Origin of the sequence: Streptomyces sp. NPDC057697, assembly GCF_042799335.1 — a bacterium.
GTDB lineage: Bacteria > Actinomycetota > Actinomycetes > Streptomycetales > Streptomycetaceae > Streptomyces.
In genome coordinates this window covers 151,755-169,785 of record NZ_JBHVJA010000004.1, presented here as the reverse complement: position 1 = coordinate 169,785, position 18,031 = coordinate 151,755, and the positions used below count along the sequence as shown (strand labels likewise).

Annotated in this window: 16 protein-coding genes and 1 pseudogene; 8 read left to right on the top strand and 9 right to left on the bottom strand. The window is 70.5% G+C overall.

The annotated features are described in order from the left end of the window. The first annotated feature begins 230 nt into the window (after positions 1-230). Positions 231-1,727: a D-alanyl-D-alanine carboxypeptidase/D-alanyl-D-alanine-endopeptidase gene (gene dacB / locus ACFVFH_RS13945; RefSeq protein WP_383767159.1), complete on the top strand. Its 1,497-nt coding sequence runs from the start codon at positions 231-233 to the stop codon at positions 1,725-1,727. A gap of 93 nt (positions 1,728-1,820) precedes the next feature. Here the strand turns inward: dacB and ACFVFH_RS13940 are convergent. Then, positions 1,821-2,209: pseudogene (locus ACFVFH_RS13940) on the bottom strand (transposase family protein); the annotation flags it as partial. Positions 2,210-2,410: 201 nt separating this feature from the next. On the opposite strand from ACFVFH_RS13940, the gene ACFVFH_RS13935 reads away from it, so the two are divergent. Next, entirely contained in the window at positions 2,411-2,773 is a 363-nt protein-coding gene (locus ACFVFH_RS13935) for a hypothetical protein (RefSeq protein ID WP_093812950.1), read from the top strand. Positions 2,774-2,780: 7 nt separating this feature from the next. Here the strand turns inward: ACFVFH_RS13935 and ACFVFH_RS13930 are convergent, their stop codons facing one another. Further along, positions 2,781-4,562, bottom strand: coding sequence for a hypothetical protein (locus ACFVFH_RS13930; RefSeq protein ID WP_383767156.1), 1,782 nt, complete (start codon positions 4,560-4,562; stop codon positions 2,781-2,783). A gap of 699 nt (positions 4,563-5,261) precedes the next feature. Here ACFVFH_RS13930 and ACFVFH_RS13925 point away from each other — a divergent pair. Continuing rightward, positions 5,262-5,444, top strand: a complete 183-nt coding sequence (locus ACFVFH_RS13925) for a hypothetical protein (protein ID WP_383767153.1) — start codon at positions 5,262-5,264, stop codon at positions 5,442-5,444. 372 nt (positions 5,445-5,816) lie between these two features. Here the strand turns inward: ACFVFH_RS13925 and ACFVFH_RS13920 are convergent, their stop codons facing one another. Next, positions 5,817-6,389 (bottom strand): TetR/AcrR family transcriptional regulator, encoded by a 573-nt coding sequence (locus tag ACFVFH_RS13920; RefSeq protein ID WP_383767150.1) that lies wholly within the window; start codon positions 6,387-6,389, stop codon positions 5,817-5,819. A gap of 65 nt (positions 6,390-6,454) precedes the next feature. Here ACFVFH_RS13920 and ACFVFH_RS13915 point away from each other — a divergent pair, with 65 nt between their 5' ends. Then, the gene (locus tag ACFVFH_RS13915; RefSeq protein WP_383767147.1) at positions 6,455-7,426 is read left to right on the top strand and encodes an SDR family NAD(P)-dependent oxidoreductase; all 972 of its coding nucleotides are present in this window, start codon (positions 6,455-6,457) and stop codon (positions 7,424-7,426) included. Between the two features lie 509 nt (positions 7,427-7,935). On the opposite strand, the gene ACFVFH_RS13910 is transcribed toward ACFVFH_RS13915, so the two are convergent. The 5 genes from ACFVFH_RS13910 to ACFVFH_RS13890 form a co-directional block, all read right to left on the bottom strand. Then, complete coding sequence (locus ACFVFH_RS13910) at positions 7,936-8,601, bottom strand: hypothetical protein (RefSeq protein WP_383767144.1); 666 nt, start codon at positions 8,599-8,601, stop codon at positions 7,936-7,938. 208 nt (positions 8,602-8,809) lie between these two features. Next, positions 8,810-9,442: a DUF6629 family protein gene (locus ACFVFH_RS13905; RefSeq protein ID WP_383767141.1), complete on the bottom strand. Its 633-nt coding sequence runs from the start codon at positions 9,440-9,442 to the stop codon at positions 8,810-8,812. A gap of 292 nt (positions 9,443-9,734) precedes the next feature. Continuing rightward, on the bottom strand, positions 9,735-10,895 hold the full coding sequence (locus ACFVFH_RS13900; protein WP_383767139.1) for an XdhC family protein: 1,161 nt from the start codon (positions 10,893-10,895) through the stop codon (positions 9,735-9,737). Next, positions 10,888-11,334, bottom strand: a complete 447-nt coding sequence (locus ACFVFH_RS13895) for a hypothetical protein (RefSeq protein WP_383767137.1) — start codon at positions 11,332-11,334, stop codon at positions 10,888-10,890. The genes ACFVFH_RS13900 and ACFVFH_RS13895 overlap by 8 nt, the downstream gene beginning before the upstream one ends. A 118-nt stretch (positions 11,335-11,452) precedes the next feature. Next, positions 11,453-11,752, bottom strand: coding sequence for a DUF1876 domain-containing protein (locus tag ACFVFH_RS13890; RefSeq protein WP_383767134.1), 300 nt, complete (start codon positions 11,750-11,752; stop codon positions 11,453-11,455). Positions 11,753-12,016: 264 nt separating this feature from the next. Here ACFVFH_RS13890 and ACFVFH_RS13885 point away from each other — a divergent pair, with 264 nt between their 5' ends. The 3 genes from ACFVFH_RS13885 (at position 12,017) to ACFVFH_RS13875 (ending at position 15,869) form a co-directional block, all read left to right on the top strand. Beyond that, positions 12,017-12,850 carry a PP2C family protein-serine/threonine phosphatase gene (locus tag ACFVFH_RS13885; RefSeq protein ID WP_383767131.1) on the top strand — a complete coding sequence of 278 codons (834 nt, stop codon included), beginning with the start codon at positions 12,017-12,019 and terminating at the stop codon, positions 12,848-12,850. 70 nt (positions 12,851-12,920) lie between these two features. After that, positions 12,921-13,916, top strand: coding sequence for an MASE1 domain-containing protein (locus tag ACFVFH_RS13880; protein WP_383767128.1), 996 nt, complete (start codon positions 12,921-12,923; stop codon positions 13,914-13,916). Between the two features lie 447 nt (positions 13,917-14,363). Then, the gene (locus ACFVFH_RS13875; RefSeq protein WP_383767125.1) at positions 14,364-15,869 is read left to right on the top strand and encodes an exopolysaccharide biosynthesis polyprenyl glycosylphosphotransferase; all 1,506 of its coding nucleotides are present in this window, start codon (positions 14,364-14,366) and stop codon (positions 15,867-15,869) included. 45 nt (positions 15,870-15,914) lie between these two features. On the opposite strand, the gene ACFVFH_RS13870 is transcribed toward ACFVFH_RS13875, so the two are convergent. Continuing rightward, positions 15,915-16,898 carry a GDP-L-fucose synthase family protein gene (locus ACFVFH_RS13870; protein WP_383767122.1) on the bottom strand — a complete coding sequence of 328 codons (984 nt, stop codon included), beginning with the start codon at positions 16,896-16,898 and terminating at the stop codon, positions 15,915-15,917. A 116-nt stretch (positions 16,899-17,014) separates the two neighbouring features. Between ACFVFH_RS13870 and gmd the strand changes: the two genes are divergently transcribed. After that, entirely contained in the window at positions 17,015-18,028 is a 1,014-nt protein-coding gene (gene gmd, locus ACFVFH_RS13865) for a GDP-mannose 4,6-dehydratase (RefSeq protein ID WP_383767119.1), read from the top strand. Positions 18,029-18,031: the final 3 nt, after the last annotated feature.

Genomic DNA, 18,031 nt, shown 5'->3' with positions numbered 1-18,031 from the left:
TTATAAAAGTCCCCGATCTCATGCGAAATCGCATTCGAAGGGAGCCCGGGCCCGCAGTCCATCGGAGGTCGGGAGCCACACGGCGGGAAGCTACTGGATACGGCTCACGCCGGCTGCGTACCCGCGCAGCCGCAGTAGCTGTGGCTGCGGCCCTTGCGGCCGTCACGATGTCGGCGTGCTCCAATGACTCAAAGGATCATTCGAATTCCACGTCCCCGAACGCTCCCGGTGTGAGCGCTGAGCTGCGAAAGCTCATGGACGCCTCACCGTGGGCAACAGGCGACTGGGGCGTGCAGGTCGCCGACCTGAAGACAGGAAAAATCCTCCAGTCGAAGAACGCCGGATCCAAGTTCATGACCGGATCGACAGCCAAGACCTTCGCGGTAGGCGCAGCCCTCGACGACCTCGGCAGCGACCACCGTTTCCGTACGCCAATCGTGCACAGCGGTTCGATATCGGAGGCCGGACGACTCACGGGCGACCTGATCATGGTGGGAAGCGGCGATCTGACTCTCGGCGGACGGACGACTGCGGCAGGACAGCTGGACGTCCCCGACTTCGACCACTACGACGCGAACGCCGTGCCGGGAATGGCAACCATCACCCGGGAAGACCCGCTGGCAGGCATCAATGACCTGGCTCGTCAGGTCGCGGCAAGCGGCATCCGTCAAGTGGACGGCAACGTGATCATCGACAATCGGCTCTGGGACCCGGTGTCGATCGGTGGGACGCCTGTCACGCCAACGGTGGTCAACGACAACCTCATTGACCTGCTCATCACGCCCGGCACGCCCGGCAACCCGGCGAAGGTCGACTGGCGGCCCAAGACCGCAGCCTTCACCGTCGACGCGAACGTCACAACCACGCCCGCCGGCACGAAGCCGACGGTGAAGACCGAGAGCAGCGCCCCCGGGCACATCCGGGTTCGAGGCTCGGTGCCCGCTGACGCCACCGCACCATTCGTGGCGACATTCCAAGTACCCGACCCTGCAGCATTTGCCCGCACCGTACTCATCGAGGCTCTTGAGCGGAATGGTGTCACCGTCAGCGCCCCGACGCTCGGGTCCAACCCCGGCTCCGACCTTCCGTCATCAAAGGAGGTGAAGGCCTTGCCTGTCTCGGCGACGTACACGTCACCGCCCTTCAGGGAATACGCCAAGTTGATCAATAAGGTCAGCCACAATCTCGGCGCCAACCTCTTGCCACCGCTGATGGCAGTCCATCACGACAAGCACACCTACGCCGACGGGATGCAGATCGAGCGGGACTTTCTCGCCGGCGCGGGTATTGACCCGAAGTCGTCCACTCTCGTCGATGCCCAAGGCTTGACCGGGGACAAGGCCACACCAGCCGCGCAGACGGAGTTGCTGCGGCATCTTTCCCACAGTCGCGACTTCAGCACCTTCTACGACTCCATGCCGAGCCTGGGTGTCGATGGATCACTCGCGGACGTCATCGCGCACACCGACCCTGCCGCAGGACACATTCGCGCGAAGACCGGCACCCTGGTCGGCGCTTTCAAGGGCAAGCTGGCCCTCACCACCAAGGCGCTTGCAGGATACGTTGATGCGAAAAACGGACACCGTCTCGTCTTCGCCATCTATGTGAACAACGTCCCGGTCCCCAGCAACAGCGTCAGCGACGCGATCGACCTGGCGCTGAAGGCCAACAAGCAACTGGGATCAATGGCCGCCAGCATCTACCAGAACCCTGAAGGGAAAAACTGACCTCCCTGGCTTTAATCACGAGAGTTCTGGCTCTGGCGTGCTTTCCGTGGAGGGCTGACTGAGTGTGATGTCAGTGAGCCTTTTCCATCTTGATCAGCTGGCGAGTTCGAGGGCGACGACGGCCCGGACGAGGGCGGTGATCCGGGTGGTGCTGCAGCGGATTCTTCGCAGGAGCCGCCAGCACTTGAGGATCGCCATAGCGCGTTCGCCGAGGCTGCGGATCTTGGCGTGGTCGCGGTTGTGACGTCGGCGCCAGCCGCGCAGGTGCCTCCCCCGGATCGGACACGTATCGCGGGGTCGGCACCCTGATACGCCTTGTCGGCCCAGCACTTGATGTTCTCGGCGGCGAGGGCGTCGGAGATGCCGCGGGTCCGGGCCGCGCTCAGGTCGTGGGTGGCTCCCGGCAGGGCGTCGGAGGCCCGGATCAGGCGTCCTGCGGGATCGGCGAGGACCTGCACGTTCATCCCGTGGTGCTTCTTCTTTTCACCTCACCGCCCGGGTTTTCGTCCAGCGGCCGGCTTCGAGAAGGCTCACCCCCGCCGAGCGAAATCCATGGCTCCGCATGTGCGGATTGCCCGGAGCACCGCGCGCGGCGAAGCGCCGGCGCGTGACGGGGCCCGAGCAGCGTGAGGGGTCAGGGAAGAGGGTGGCAGGCGATGTGGCCGCGTCAATAGAGTGACGGGATGGGACTCTTCAAGCGGAACAAGGCGACGTCCGGCCTGCTGCTCGTGTCCGACAGGGGCATCCAGCAGGTGAAGACCGCGTCGTACGGGATGGATCTCGTGCAGGAGGTCGCTCGTCTTCTCGGTTCGGAGCACATACGCTCCACCAAGCTCGGCGAGGAGCTCACCCTCTGGTACGCCGAGGACGGCCCGGGTCGGGCGCGCTCCGGCCCGCCCAACCCCGTGGCCAGCCGGCTAGCGGCCGAGCACGGCGCGGCGCCCGTCACCGGTCCCGCGGTCGTCGCCGGTCCGCTGCTGTACGGCAGCCCGTACCCGCTGGGCGCCGAGGAGATCACGCAGGTCTCGGGGCGCCTGCACGGATAGCCGCGGCTCAGCCGGCCATGGCCGCCACGATGCGGGGCAGGAGTACGGCGTTGGCGCTGCCAAGGGACACCCTCACCGCCTGCTGCCTGCCCCGCTCATGGATCCACACCAGGCCGTCCGCGACCTCGACGTCCGTGAGCGAACGCCAATCGGCCTCCATGACCCCGCGCAGCGTGAGCCCGCCGCGGTGCACACGCATCTCGCCGATGGTGAACGACCCGCCGCGCCGGATCACGTCGAGACGCTGCGCGAGCAGCCGGGGTTCAAGGACGCGCTGTGCGAACTCGACCAGGGCCAGCCACGCTTCGGGGGCCTCTGCCCTCTTACCGCCCTTGCTCCAGGTCAGATTTTCCAGACTCTTCGGTGAGTTCCCGTATCTGCCGACGCCGAACGTGTACGTATTGCTGTACATGGAGGGGAACAGGAAGCCCTGGTGTTTGGTCCGCGAGACGGGATACCGGACCCACTCGATCTCCTCCCAGGCCAACGAGTCATCGCCGTACGTGATCCGCCGCTGGTCGGCGACCACGTGTGTCGTCCAGCCGACCAGACTGTCCACGAAGGGGCGCTCGGGGGCCTCCTGGCGCGGGGGTGCGGATCGCGGAGGCGCCATGCGTGGGGATGCCGTGCGCTGGCCGTTCGCCCCGGCATAGGCCCGCAGCCACGCCGGTACCCCGGCCCGCGGATAGGCGGCGAGGTCGTTGCGGTAGTGCGTGGGGGCGAGCAACTGCCCATCGGGGAGCCGCTCGTCACCGTAGTCGTACTGGGTGGAGACCTGGGCCTGGCCGCCAGGCCCCTTGGTGACGGCGACCATCAGACGCAGCCACGGTCCGGCCGGCATGGCGGCCGCGAGGTGGCGCTGGCGGCGTACGAGGAGGGCTATCTGCTCCGGCACCCGTGCCTCCATGGGCCGTTCGTGCTGCCAGAAGCACAGATCGGCCGTCTCGGCGGAGACGGCGCAGGAGAATGCTGCCACCATGCGCTCCCACCGCTGTGGTCCGCACAGCGCCAACTGGCGGGCGATCTCGTCGGTCAGCGCGGTCACGCGGGCCGCCGTCACGTCCTCGGGCGGGGCGCCGACGACGGTGAAGTCGGTGATCGCGCCCGGCTGCCCGGACCGGGCATCGAGGCGCTCGAACTCCGCCTTGAGGTCGTTCATGAACGCCTCCTCGGCGGGCGGACGCCGTACGAAGGCCTCCTCCGCGGTGAACAGGGCGTGGGCCTGTCCGGGCGGGATCGCGGAGGTGACCTCCTTGATGCGCCCCGTGTCGCCGACCATGAACACCGAACGGCCGACGGGCATGTCGAGGAAGGCCATGGGATCGCTGTCGTCGACGTCGACGGGCGCGTATACGCTCCAGCCCGCGGCGAACCGATCCGCGACCAGGCCCTGGGTCGGGTAGTCCAGACCGCCGGTGGCGATGTGCTCCTGGACCAGGGCGATGGCGCTCCGTTCGTCGATGCGTCCGACGGCACCCGGCTGCGGGGCCCTGCCCAGCGGATGGTTCGGGTCCGCCCCGTCCGGGCCCGGGTAGTGGTGGGTGAGCTCGAACCACAGGCGCATCTCGTCGGTGGTCACCGCGTCGGTTCCGGGGCTCACAGCGTCCCACGTGCCTCCGGGGTCGCGGGCGTAGAGCCCGACGGACTCCCCCTGGGAGACGGTCACGTAGTCGCAGGCATGGAGATCTCCGTACGCGGCGACCACGGTGAGCGATGGCGCGGCGGGGCGCTCCTCGCGGGCGATCTCCCTGCCGTCCATGCGCGTCGCGGCCAGTACATGGCGGGGCATCGGCACCACTCCCTTGGGGACACGGGGCACGACCGTAGCCCAAGGCGACCACCATGGTGAAGAAGGGGACCGTTTCGGGGCCGCCGCCTCAAGAGGTGGAAGCACCGCCACAACACCGCTCACGCCAAGATCCGCTGCCTCGGCGAGCAGGCCATGGCAACCCTCAGGGGGTGGCGCCTCCTGCGAAGCTCCGCCGCAGCACCAACCGCATCACCGACGCCGTCAAGGCTTTCCCCGTCCCGCACCACGCATCCGCGTGAGGTTGGAAAACGCTCAGTGGTGGGAGGGCCGGACTCTGTGCCGTGACCTGCTGGGAGTCCGTCTTGATGCCCGTGTACTCGTCTCTGACCCACGCCTTGGCCGGGGTCTTGGTCGACGTCCTGTGGTTCGTCGAGGGCAGTGGAGACGAGCAGATGGATCCGGACGACGTCGTCAAGGTCCTGGAGGGCGTCGCCCACCTGGTCAGCAAGCTGTCGAGCGACCGGCAGAACGAGCTGATCGACCTGCTCGGGGCGATGGCCGACGCGGAGTCCGACCCCGCGCGGCGGGAGTTCATGGCAGGGTTCCCGGAGGGCTTCGGGCTCCTTGATGCGGTGTGCCCGGGTTGCGTTCGAGTCTGTGAGGCCGGTACGGCGCTTCTCGTCGTACCGCGGACAGCAGAATTTCCCGGGCTGGTACTGGGCGGCGACCATGGCGTAGTTGGTGGGGTTCGAGTCCTGGCTGGAGCGGGACCGGCTGATGCTGCTCGACCACGACCGGCGCGCGATGGGGCTGGCCTCGCAGCCGTTCCGGGTGTCATGGCCGGGGGCGACGCGCCGGATCTCGCATACGCCTGATTACTTCGTGCGGCTGGAGGCCGGGTCGGGGCTGGTGCTGGTCTGACAGTCCCGCTGGGCGACGGTTCCGATGTCACCCGTCGCGGAAGCGACCCGGCCTCCGAAGCGGTCTGGACCCTCGCCCAGCTCCAGGACCTGCTGGACGAGTGGATCATCGGCTGGCGGTACTGTCCGCACGAGGGCCTTCGCAACCCCTGCCTGCCGGGGCGGACGCTGTCGCCGAACGAGTCGTACGCGATCGCCGTCGCCCGCGCCGGCCACCTGCCCGTCGCTCTGTCGGCCGAGGGCTACATCGAGCTGCTGCCCGCAGCCTGGAGGGCCGTCAACGACTACGGCGTGAAGGCCGAACGTTCCCAACCCATCTGGCAGGCCCGCAGGTCAGCAGGCTGCCATCAGTCAGGCCGACTGCGACAGGACATCAGCGCACCAGGAGTTCGATGGCGACCTTCATGCGTTCGAGGTAGAACTCCCGCGACGTGGCTTGATGCTTGAGACCGATCGATGCGCTGACCATCGTCCGTGCGACGAGAGTGGCCGTCTCCTGTCCTGACTCGACGGCGATCGCGTCGGTGATCAGCTCCTCAAAACGCCGCGGCGTGCTCTCTGCGATCTCGCCGAGGAGGTCGGGGTTGTCCTCGACGACCACTGCGACATCGCGTGTCAGCGGGCCGACGTAGCGGCCCGCCCACCGGTCGAAGGCTTCGGCCAGGCGCTGCGCAAGAGGGCGGTCGGCGTCGGCCAGGGCGTGTTCGACCGCTGCGATGTCGCGCTCCAGGGCCTGGGTGACAGCGGCACGGAACAGAGCCTCCTTGGAGGAGAAGAGGAAGTAGAGCCCGGGGCGGGAGATGTGTGCCGCCCGCGCCACCTCCTCCATCGAGGTCTTCCGATAGCCGAATCGCGCGAACGTGGCCAGAGCGGACTCCAGAACCGTGGTCCGACGGTCGGTATCGGTGGTTGGCGACGACAGGGGGCCGGCCTGGGGGCTGCTCATGACACGAGCATAGGAGCGGGAATCCAGCTATACAAGTTCAGTCAAGTATGTATAGCCTCGCTGTCATGACGGCTCGCGAACCCCTCTCCACCTCCTTCACCGCCTCCAGTACGGCGGACGAGGTGGCGAGGGGTGTCGATCTCACCGGCATTCGCGCGATCGTGACGGGAGCTTCCTCCGGAATCGGGATCGAGACGGCCCGCGCGTTGACCGCAGCCGGGGCACAGGTGACGCTCGCCGTGCGGAACACAGCTGCGGGTGACGCCGTCGCGGGATCGATCGAAAACTCGACCGGAGCGGTCCGCCCCCGAGTCGTCCGGCTGGACCTCACCGACAGAGCCACCATCACCTCGCTGGTCGCCGCGTGGAGCGGTCCACTCCACTTGTTGGTGAACAATGCGGGTGTGGTCACCGGTGGCCTCGAACGAACCAGCGAGGGCTGGGAGTTGCAGTTCGCGACAAACCATCTGGGTCACCTCGCACTCGCCATCGGCCTGCACGACGCCCTGGCCCTCGGAGCGGCCGACCGCGACGGGGCACGGATCGTCTCGGTCAGTTCGACGGCGCACATGCGTTCCGGTATCGACTTCGACGACCTCCACTTCGAGCGGCGCAGCTACGACCCGCAGATTGCCTACGCCCAGTCGAAGACGGCGAACTCGCTATTCGCCGTTGAGGCGACCCACCTGTGGGCGTCCGACGGCATCGTCGCCAATGCGGTGAACCCGGGCGGTGTCGCGACGGGTCTGCAGCGGAACTTCACCGCGCAGCAGAAACAGTCGCTCGATGCGGCCGAGGCCGCCGGCGTCTTCAGGTACAAAACGGTCCAGCAGGGAGCCGCCACCACCATGGTCGCGGCCGTTGCCCCACAGTTCGCCCACTCCGGAGGCCATTACCTCGATGATTCGCAGGAGGCCTACACCGTGCCGAACGACGCCGACCTCGCGCAACATCCGCACGGTGTCAAGCAATGGGCGCTCGATCCCGGTACCGCCGAGCGCCTCTGGGCGGTCTCGACCGACCTGCTTCGCGTCTGACTTCTCGACACCACCGCACTCCCCCGTCCGATCCTCCCCGGCATCGACGAGTCGGCCGCCCCCGGATTCCGGAGAAGTCAGGTGCACTGAGAGTCCCGCGCCAAGCGTTCCCACCCCACCTGGCAACTCAGCAGTTCAGCACAGGATCCATGGACAAGCTCGACGCGACAGGACAGTAGGAGCCGTGAATCCTCCGTGAACAGCTCCCGCGTCCGGGACAGACGGCCCCGGGCACCGTGCTTCGAGCTTCCCCAGTGCCGACTCGCCCGACAATCGTCACGCAGAGTGCATACTCCACAGAAAGTGAGCCAGAAGCCCATAAGAGACGACGTCTCAGGAGCGTTCCCCTTCCTCATGACTCGTTCAACGCGTCAGCCAGGACGGGCTGATCGCCCGGGAGCCCGAGGAGCAGCAGATCGGTGCCACCGAGGGAAGGCCTCGACGCCGTCCGCGTCGGTGAACTTCACGCACAGCTCGGGGCCTTGGGAGAGGGCGCCGGTCGGTGCGGATCACTGGCTTCGGGTCATGTGGAGCCTGCCGAGCTCGGCCGAGGGCGTGTCCGGACCGTTCCAGCCCACCCAGCGGGTTCCGCTGATGTCGGCGACGAGCGCGGAGCCGACGCTCCAGAAGCTGTGGCTGGGTTCCTCGAAGACGTACCAGCCGTCCAGCCAGAGCGGGATCGACGGGGCGGGCAGGGCCACCGGCTCGTCGGTGGTGGCGAGGTTGCGGCATCCGAAGACCGTTTCCTGGAGCACGAAGCTCGTAAGGAACTGTTCGAGAGACGGTGTCAGCGGGGTGTACTCGTCTTCCGATCCGTCGTCCCACATCCAGTGGGCGTTGCTCAGCACGACGGGTGCCGATGGACCGGCGGCTGTCACACGACATGTCCAGCTGTCCTGGTTCTCGCCGAGGAACTCGACCGTTCCCTCGTGAAGACTCAGAGCCTCGGCGCGTACGAGCACGTCTTGTTGCTGGAGTATCCCGGGCGAGTCCGGCACGTGCTCCTCCGGATCCGGGCCTGGCCAGCGTCCGGCGAGACGATAGAGGCGTTGGAGCGGACCTGGGAGGAACTCGGGTATCTCCGTCTCGGTCAGGCCGTAGCCCGGTCGACGTGGGCCGTGCCACGCGGTGATGAAGTACTCAAGCCACTCGACCGAACCATCCGATGCTCGCATGCCACCACGATAGGCGGGTCCGCATGGGGCGTGAGACGCGCGGACGGGGCGACGACGGTCACGCGAGTGGGGGTAGTCCCGCAGTCGGGTGGTGGTGAGCGCTTGCTGATCGTTTCGGAACGGTGTCCGGAGTCGTCCCAAGCAGTTGATGCCGTAGGAGAGTTGAAGGCGCGCCGGAGCGGTCCGGCCCGCCGTAAGGATCATCGCGTCAGGAGTTCCGGAAGCCCCGGTCCGGCACGGTTTCCGGACGCCGGGCGAGCAGGACCACCGAACACACCGCCGCGAAGGCGCACCAGGTCGAGACGAACTCCAGGCGCCACAGCGCCGCGCAGACGACGGCGCCGACGGCGGCGAGCACCCCGAGCCGCCCCAGCACCCGGTCCCCGGACAGGAGCAGGGCGCCGACCGTGGCCAGCAGATATCCGGCGATCAGCGGCGCGGAGTGGGGAAGGTCGATGGCGTAGCCGAGGGTGTGGCCCCGGACCTCGGCGTTCACCGGACGGGTCGCCAGGCAGTACGCGAGCGGGACGGCGGTCGCGATTCCGGCGGCGACGGGGAGGAGCAGGCGGCGGCGGGCGTGCGGCGGCGCGGCGCACAGCACGCCGAGCGGTACCCACAGTGGCAGCAGCGGCAGGGCGATGACGGCCCAGGCCAGTGTGGCGGGTCCCGTGCCGCCGCCCGAGCGCCAGATCCCGGACTCGATGATCTGATGGGCGCCGAGCAGCAGTGGCAGGGCCGCGAGCGGAAGATCACGTGCCCGGCGCACCCGTGCGACGCACACCACCCCGATGGCGGCGATACCCGTGCCCGCGACGAGGTCGGCGGTCGCACTCCAGCACATGTGTCCCCCAGAGGCCGGCTGCACGGATCCGGTCGGTCCGGCAGGCCAGGCTACGACGTGGGCCGCGGTCCTCGGAGGTGACACGTGCGGCACACTCCGCCGTACCGGCAGCCGCCCCGGCACCGCCACCGGACGAGCGGGGCGACCGGGGCGGTGAATAAGGCGCCGGTGACGGCCACGGCACGTCCGGCCACCGGTCCGCCCGCCGCACGCAGTCGAGCAGTGCCCGCCGGGCCTCCGTCGACCGGGACCGGCGGGGTGAATGGGTTCCGCAGGTGCACGGCGCCGCTCCTCACGGCTCGGGGGCGTCACGGATATCGGGTGCACGGGGCTCGCGCGGGCGGCCGGATCCGGGCCGCGCGCGGTGGATCGCCCCGGCCGTACCGGTGAGGGGGCTGCCCGTGCCGCCCCAGCGCAGGGCCACGATCTCCGCAGCGATGGAGACGGCCACCTCCTCGGGCGTACGCGCCCCGAGGTCGAGGCCGATGGGGGATCTCAGCCGTGCCAGTTCCGCTTCGCCGAGGCCCGTGCCGCGCAGCAGGTCCATGCGTTCCCGGTGGGTCCGGCGGCTGCCCATCACACCGATGTACGCGGCCGGGGTGCGCAGCGCCACCTCCAGCAGCGGGACGTCGAACTTGGGGTCATGGGTGAGTACGCACAGCACGGTCCGACCGTCGGTCTCCGTGCCGCGCAGATAGCGGTGCGGCCAGTCGACGACGACCTCCGCCCCGTCGGGGAAGCGGCGGGGGTCGGCGAAGGCGGGCCGGGCGTCGCAGACGGTGACCCGGTATCCGAGGAACGCGCCGATCCGGGCCACCGCGGCCGCGAAGTCGATCGCGCCGAAGACCAGCATCCGGGGCGGCGGGGCGAACGACTGGAGGAACACGGCGACGTCGTCCTCGCGCCGTTCGCCGTTGGGGCCGTAGTGCCGCAACCCCGTTGCACCTTGGGCGAGTTCACCGCGCGCGTCGGCGGTCACGGCGGCGTCGAGCCCGCTCGCGCCCAGTGATCCCGCGACATGGTCCGGCCGGACCACGAGGGCGGCGCCGCGCGGCGCGGGCCCCTCGGTCACGGTGGCGACCACCACCGGTCGGTGCCCGGCGACCGCGGCGGCGGCGTCTCCGAAGGCGGGGTCGGCCGCCGCCGTGACCGGGCGCACCAGGAGGGTGATCTCGCCGCCGCAGGTGAGTCCGACGGCGAAGGCGTCCTCGTCGCTGTATCCGAAGGTCTCCAGGCAGGCCCGGCCGGTCCGGACGACCTCCTTGGCCAGTTCGAGGACCGCGCCCTCGACGCAGCCGCCGGAGACACTGCCCACCACCTCGTCGTCCGGCCCCACGGCCATCGCCGCGCCGGGGCCGCGCGGCGCGCTGCGGCTGACCGCGACGACGGTGGCGAGCCCGAACGGCTGCCCCTGGGCGTACCAGCGGCCGAGCACCGGCAGGATCTCACGCATCGGACGCCGCCCCCCGCGCCACGGCGGCCGGCTGCTCCGGGGACGCGGGGCCGCGGCCCCCGGCGCAGGCGGCCGCGTGCGGCAGCGCGGCCGTTGCCTGCGGTGGAGGACCGGGGCGCGCCCCGCGGGGGCAGGGGCGGGCGCGGTTCAGGCGGTGCGTCCGGTCGGCGGGGTACGTGCGTTCCCGGCCGTCGGAGAGGACGGCGCCCACCGCTCCCCGAACGCGGCGGCACGGCTCCCGGCGGTCGAGGAAGGCGCGCGGCGACCCGCCGGGCCGGGTGCGGCCGCGGTCGGGCACTGCGGCGACGACGGTGCGTGCCGAGTGCGGGTGCCGGTGCGCGGGGGCGGTCCAGGCGTGGCCGGTCCGGGCGTGGTCGGTCCGTACGGGGTCGGTCCGTACGGGGTCGGTCCGTGCATGGTCGAATGCGGCGGGAATCATGGGCTCGTCTCCTTCGCCCGTACGTCCGTGACGGCCTGCCGACCGCGCCCGCGGGTGCGTGGCACGGCCGCGTCGCGCACCTGTGGGCGGCCGCGGCGCGTCGATCGCGTTCCCGGGGTCAGGCCGTGGTGTCCGACCATGCGTAGGGCGGGGCCACGGGGCCGCTCGCGGGTCCGGCGCCCACGGTTTCCAGCTCCTGGTCGGCGGCCTTCATCAGCTGGGCGGCGACATCCTTCATGGCCCGGCTCGCCGCGAGTTCGTCACCGATGACGGGTACGTCCACGTCCTGCGGGCTGCAACGGGCGACGCCGTGGCCGGTGAGCCGCGCGGTGCCGGTGTCCAGCACCGCCTCCGCCCTGGTCGTCCCGTCGTCCTCGGTCAGGCCGAGGCGGAGTTCCCACTCCAGCGTGCGGGTCATCGCGCACCTCCTGCGACCGCGCGCGGTCGCGTCGCGCCGCCTCGACGCGGTCCTGCCACCAGCATCCCCCCGTCCGGGCGGGTTCGCCCGTTCCGGCTCGTCCTGCGCGGATCACACCGCCGAAATAGGATGCGGGGTGTCGAATTCCACCGAAGGCGGGCGACGGCCGGCCGTCGCCCGGGGATCCGGTCCGCCGGTACCCCGACCGGCGCCGCGGCAGGCCCTGGGTCGCGCCGCGCGGACGAACGCAGTGCGGAGCGGCCCATGAACCGGCGTCGGCCACCCCGTTCGGCGAGCGCCGAGGAGCTGCTCACCACGCTCCAGCAGCTCACCTCCCGGGCGCGCCGCGAGGTGGAGCTCCACCAGGCGCGGGTGGAGCTGGCCGAGGTGCTCCAGCGCGAGATGCTCCCGGCGGCACTGCCCGCCCGCCCGGGGCTCCAGACCGCCGCCCGGTACACCCCGGCGCGCAGCGGTCTCGACATCGGCGGCGACTGGTACGACGGCTTCGTGCTGCCGGACGGCGCGCTGGCCTTCGCCATCGGCGACGTGCAGGGCCACGATGTCGAGGCCGCCGCGTTCATGGGCCAGGTACGCATCGCGATGCGGGCGATAGCCGCCACCGCCACGGACCCCGGCGAGGTCGTGGCCCGTACCAACGACCTGCTGGTATCGGTGGACTCCGGTCTCTTCGCGACCTGCACGTTCGTCCGCCTCGACCCGGATTCGCGGGAGCTGCACAGCGCCCGTGCCGGGCATGTCGCGGCGGTGTGGGCCACGGCCGACGGCCGTTGCGGGGTGACCAGCGACGAGGGCGGGCTGCCACTGGGGATCCAGGCGGGCGAGCGGTATCCGGTCACCCGGCGGCGGCTGACGGACCCGGGGGCGTTCGTCCTGGTCACGGACGGGGTGGTCGAGGGCCCCTCGTTCCCGATCGACCGGGGTCTGGACGTGGTGACCCGGCTGGTGCTCGCACGGGTCGGCGCCGACGCCGGGGAGCTGGCCGACACGGTGCTGCGGGCGGCGGAACAGACCGGGCACCAGGACGACGCCGCCGTCCTGGTGGTGCGTCACGGCGCGGCCCCCGGCCGGGGCGGGTAGCCGGACCGCGGAACGGGCCGCAGGCGTGTCACACGGCCGCCACCCGTCCGGGCGGTGTCTGATGAGATGCGTGATCCGCAGCGAGAGAACCAGACGTACGGCCGTGGCCGTACTGCGCGTCCTGGCCGTCGCCGCTGCCTACTACGCGGCGGGAGGGCTCGGCCTCATCCGGGAGGTGTCCGTCCACGGCGCGGTCGTCACACCGCTCTGGCCGCCGACGGGCATCGCGCTGGGCGCCCTGATCTGTCTGGGCCTCGGCGCCTGGCCCGGCATCGCGCTGGGCTCCTTGCTCGTCGTCGCCACGCTCAGCGGCTCGGTCACGCCCTCCACCTTCGTCGTCGTGGCGGGCAACACCGCGGCCCCCGTCTGCTCCTACCTCATACTGCGCAAGGCCGGATTCCGCAGGGAGCTGGACCGGCTGCGCGACGGGGTCGTGCTGGTCTTCCTCGGCGCGCTGGCCGGGATGACCATCAGCGCGACCGTGGGCACCGGCATGCTGCTGCTGGACGGCAAACTGCCGGCGAGCGCGTTCTGGCCGGTCTGGGCGGCCTGGTGGTCCGGGGACGCGATGGGCGTGCTCGTGGTCACCCCGCTGCTGCTGGTGCTGCGCAGGCTGCGGATGCCGCGGGCCACCGACCGGTGGATGGAGGCGAGCGCCCTGCTGGTCGTCTCCGTCGTGGTCGCGCTGGTGGCCACCCGCAGCTCGATGGCCATGATCTATCTGGTGTTCCCGCTGCTCATCTGGGCGGCTCTGCGTTTCCAGCTGGCGGGAAGCGCGCCCTGCGCCCTTCTGGTGTCGGTCCTGGCCGCGATCGCGGGAACGCAGGGGGTGGGCCCGTTCCGCGGCCAGGAGACCCTCCATGTGATGGTCCACCTCTCCGTGCTCAACGGCTGCGTGGCCCTGACCGCGCTGCTGCTCGCGGCGGTCGTGACCGAGCAGAGCAACATCCGGCGCAGGATCGAACGCGCCTGCGAGGAGTTGGCCGAGGTGGTGGATCATCTGGCGCCGGGCCGGGCGGCGACGACATGGCCCTCCCCGCCCGAGGACGGACTCGACAGCACCTGAGCGGCACGCGGCCCTGCCGGGGCCGCCGTCGGCGGAGGCCGAGGCGAAACGATCCGGCCAACGGACGTCACTCCACGGCCGCCCGCTCGTTTGTGGCCGGGGAAGGTCTCCCGGCGCCGTGTCGTCGCGGACGAACCTGGTGGACGGCCCGCGCCGCGATCGGCGCACATGTCCGCACACAACCCGGTTCAGGTGCACTCCCCATGTCAAATCTCGGTCACGGCAAGAGAGTTCGGACGCGGAGCGGGGCAGGATCCCAGCCACCGGGCATGTCTGAACTTCACCAGAACTCCAGCGAAATGGCACGTGTGTGGATATCGTGCACCGAGCGAGGGCGCATCCGTCAGTGCATGAGATCGGCGGATGCGCCCTGTTTGTGACGATGCGACTGTGACTGGGGGGTTCATGGGGCATGTCGAGCTACCTGATTCGGACAGGTCGACACGCGTGGGACTGGCGGGGGCACCACGACCCCGGTCCACGACGAACCGGCCCGGCAGCAACGAACTCGACGCGTGGTGGACGGCACCGGCCGCCCCGCGCGAGCGCTCCGCACCGGCCGCCGCGCGCCGAAGAACGGCCCGGTTGATACCCGGCCTCGTCGGTGCCGAGCTCCTCGGCCTCGCGATACCCGCCTGGCTCGTGCTGCGCCCCGACGGCCCGTCCCGGGCCGCTGCGGCGGTGGCCGTGGCCGCGCTGGCGTGGGCCGCGCTGCGGGCCGTGCGCGGCCGGTACGCCGACCGGCCCCCCGGCGGACCCTCCGGAGCGCTGCGCACCGTCGGCGACTGGCTGCTGCTCATCGGCGCGCTCGCCGTGCTGCACACCGCCACCGGAGTTCCGGCCGATCCCGCGAGGGCGGTCGTGGCCCTGTTACCGGCCCTGCCCGCGGGCATCGCGGCGCAGGCGCTGCGGCGGCTGCCCTGGCCGGGGCGCCGACGGCGGGCCGTCCGCCGGGTGCTGGTGGTCGGCGAGGCTCCGGGAGTGGACCGCGCCGTCCGGGTGCTCGGCTCCCGGACGGACCATCCGTACGCGGTGGTGGCCGCGGTCCCGGTGGGATCCACGCCGCTGGAGTGCGCGGTGCCGGTGCCCGGCCGGCTCGCACCGGCACCGGCCCACGACGACGTGTCGACCGTTCTCGGCGGCGCCTTCGCCCAGGACGCGGACCTGGCCCTGGTCGTACCCGGGCCGCGGCTCTCCGGAGAGCGGCTGTGCAGGCTCTCCTGGGGGCTCCACGACAACGGGCTCCCGCTCTCCGTGCTGTCGGACCTCTCCGGCGTCGCGGCCGAGCGGGTGCGCCCCACCGCCGCGGCCGGGCTCACCCTCCTCCACATCGCGCCACCTCTGCGCCGGGGCCCGCAACCGGCCCTCAAGGCCGTCGTGGACCGCGTCGGCGCCACCCTCGGCCTGCTGACTCTGGCGCCCCTGCTGATCCTGATCGGCACCGCGGTACGGCTCGGATCCACCGGTCCGGTGTTCCACCGCCAGGTCCGCCAGGGGCAGCACAATCGGCCATTCACGATGTGGAAGTTCCGCACCATGGTCGCCGACGCGGAGAGCCACAAGCAGCGCCTCGTCGCCGCGAACGAGATCGACGGCCCGATGTTCAAGATGCGCCGCGACCCCCGCGTGACCGGAATCGGCCGTCTGCTGCGCCGGACCTCCCTCGACGAGCTTCCGCAGCTGCTCAATGTGGTCCGCGGCGAGATGTCACTGGTCGGCCCGCGCCCCCCGCTGCCGGAGGAGGTGTCCCGCTACGACGAACGCGAGCTCCGGCGCCTCTCGGTGAAACCGGGACTGACCGGTCTGTGGCAGGTCAGCGGCCGCTCGGACCTGTCCTGGCAGGAGACCGTCTCGCTCGATCTGTGGTACGTCGACAACTGGTCGGTGGTCACGGACGTGGGACTCATGGCCCGTACGCTGCGCGCCGTCACCGACGGCCGCGGGGCGTACTGAGAGCGGCGGCCGCCGATGCGAGGCGCGCCTGTCCGCCGGTCCCGCTCAGACCTGTGCCGTCCGCCGCTCCCGCCACCACGCGTAGGTCCGGGCGATCCCCTCGCGCAGCGGGATCCGCGGGGCGAAGCCGAGAGCGGTGAGCCGGGAGACGTCGAGCAGCTTGCGCGGGGTGCCGTCGGGCTTGTCCGTGTCCCATGCGACGCTCCCCTGAAATCCCGTCACCTCCTGCACGATCGCGGCGAGTTCACGGATCGTCAGATCGGCGCCGCAGCCGATGTTGACGGGGTCCTCGCCGTCGTACCGTTCCAGCAGCAGCAGGCACGCGGCCGCCAGATCGTCCACGTGGAGGAACTCCCGGCGCGGGTTCCCCGAGCCCCAGAGCGTGACCGAGGGCGCGCCGTCGCGGTGCGCCTCGTGGAAGCGGCGGATCAGCGCGGGCAGGACGTGCGAGGTCTCCGGGTCGAAGTTGTCGCCCGGACCGTAGAGGTTGGTGGGCATGGCGCTGATGTACGAGGCGCCGTACTGCCGCCGGTAGGACCGGGTCTGCACGATTCCGGCGATCTTGGCCAGTGCGTACGCCTCGTTGGTCGGCTCCAACGGGCCGGTGAGCAGGGCGCTTTCGGGGATCGGCTGGGGGGCGAGCCGGGGGTAGATGCAGGACGAGCCGAGGAAGAGCAGCCGTTCGACCCCGGCCGCGTGCGCCCCGGCGACCACACTCAGCTGGATGCGCAGATTGTCCTCCAGGAACTGCACCGGATACGTGGTGTTGGCCATGATCCCGCCCACCCGGGCGGCGGCCAGCACCACGGCGTCCGGTCGGACCTCACGGAGGAAGGCCCCGGTCCGCACGGCGTCGCGCAGATCGAGCCGTTCGCGCTCGCGGGTGATCACCTCGTGCCCCTCCGCGGCGAGGCGGCGCACCAGTGCGGAACCGACCAGGCCACGGTGGCCCGCGACGAAGACGCGGGCTCCGGGCCGGAGGAGGGGGCGGACGGATTCCTGGGACGGGCCGGGGCGATCAGTCGTCATGGGCCGGATTCTGCCAGCACCCGCACCACGCGGTGACGTCTTGCCGCAGATCGCCCGGTCCGCGTCATCCGGCGGGAAGTATTCGGTGCGGAACCACAGCCTAAGAAGGGGGAGTCGTGGCGAAGACCGCGCTCATCACCGGCGTGACCGGACAGGACGGTTCGTACCTGTCCGAGCTGCTGCTCGACAAGGGGTACACGGTCCATGGGCTGATACGCCGTTCGTCGAGCTTCAACACCGAGCGCATAGACCACATCTACCAGGGACCGGAGGAGGAGCGGCGTACGTTCCTGCTGCACCACGCGGACCTCGCCGACGGTGTCGCGCTGGTGAATCTGCTGCGCGACATCCGTCCGGACGAGGTCTACAACCTCGGCGCGCAGTCGCACGTCCGTGTCTCGTTCGACGCCCCGCTGTACACGGGTGACATCACCGGCCTCGGCACCGTCCGGCTGCTGGAGGCGGTCCGCGCGAGCGGCATCGACACCCGCGTCTACCAGGCGTCGTCGTCCGAGATGTTCGGCGCCACCCCGCCGCCGCAGAACGAGAGGACCCCGTTCCACCCGCGGAGCCCGTACAGCGTCGCCAAGGTCTACTCGTACTGGTCCACCGTCAACTACCGTGAGGCGTACGGCATGTTCGCGGTGAACGGGATCCTCTTCAACCACGAGTCCCCGCGCCGCGGCGAGACCTTCGTGACCCGGAAGATCACGCGTGGGGTGGCCAGGATCAAGGCGGGTCTGCAGACCAGTCTCCACCTGGGCAACCTGGACGCCGTACGCGACTGGGGGTACGCCCCCGAGTATGTCGAGGCGATGTGGCGGATGCTCCAGTGCGACGAACCGGACGACTACGTGGTGGCCACCGGAGAGGGCGTCAGCGTACGGCAGTTCCTGGAGTACGCCTTCGCGCACGCGGGCCTGGACTGGCGCGAGTACGTCCGCCACGACACCAAGTACGAACGCCCCAGCGAGGTGGACGCCTTGATCGGGGACGCGGGCAAGGCCGAGGAACTGCTCGGCTGGAAACCCGTCGTACGGTCGCGGGAGCTCGCCAGGATCATGGTCGAGGCGGACATCCGCCAGCTGTCCGACCAACTCGCCGGATCGGCCGTGCGGGTGGACCGATGACGC

Bases quoted from the DNA above. Each gene is read 5' to 3' on its own strand.
- ACFVFH_RS13900 (WP_383767139.1), bottom strand. From the start codon at position 10,895: ATGCGTGAGATCCTGCCGGTGCTCGGCCGCTGGTACGCCCAGGGGCAG.
- ACFVFH_RS13920 (WP_383767150.1), bottom strand. From the start codon at position 6,389: ATGAGCAGCCCCCAGGCCGGCCCCCTGTCGTCGCCAACCACCGATACC.
- ACFVFH_RS13885 (WP_383767131.1), top strand. From the start codon at position 12,017: ATGAACCGGCGTCGGCCACCCCGTTCGGCGAGCGCCGAGGAGCTGCTC.
- ACFVFH_RS13905 (WP_383767141.1), bottom strand. From the start codon at position 9,442: ATGTGCTGGAGTGCGACCGCCGACCTCGTCGCGGGCACGGGTATCGCC.
- ACFVFH_RS13930 (WP_383767156.1), bottom strand. From the start codon at position 4,562: ATGCCCCGCCATGTACTGGCCGCGACGCGCATGGACGGCAGGGAGATC.
- ACFVFH_RS13935 (WP_093812950.1), top strand. From the start codon at position 2,411: ATGGGACTCTTCAAGCGGAACAAGGCGACGTCCGGCCTGCTGCTCGTG.
- ACFVFH_RS13895 (WP_383767137.1), bottom strand. From the start codon at position 11,334: ATGATTCCCGCCGCATTCGACCATGCACGGACCGACCCCGTACGGACC.
- ACFVFH_RS13870 (WP_383767122.1), bottom strand. From the start codon at position 16,898: ATGACGACTGATCGCCCCGGCCCGTCCCAGGAATCCGTCCGCCCCCTC.
- ACFVFH_RS13915 (WP_383767147.1), top strand. From the start codon at position 6,455: ATGACGGCTCGCGAACCCCTCTCCACCTCCTTCACCGCCTCCAGTACG.
- ACFVFH_RS13910 (WP_383767144.1), bottom strand. From the start codon at position 8,601: ATGCGAGCATCGGATGGTTCGGTCGAGTGGCTTGAGTACTTCATCACC.
- ACFVFH_RS13890 (WP_383767134.1), bottom strand. From the start codon at position 11,752: ATGACCCGCACGCTGGAGTGGGAACTCCGCCTCGGCCTGACCGAGGAC.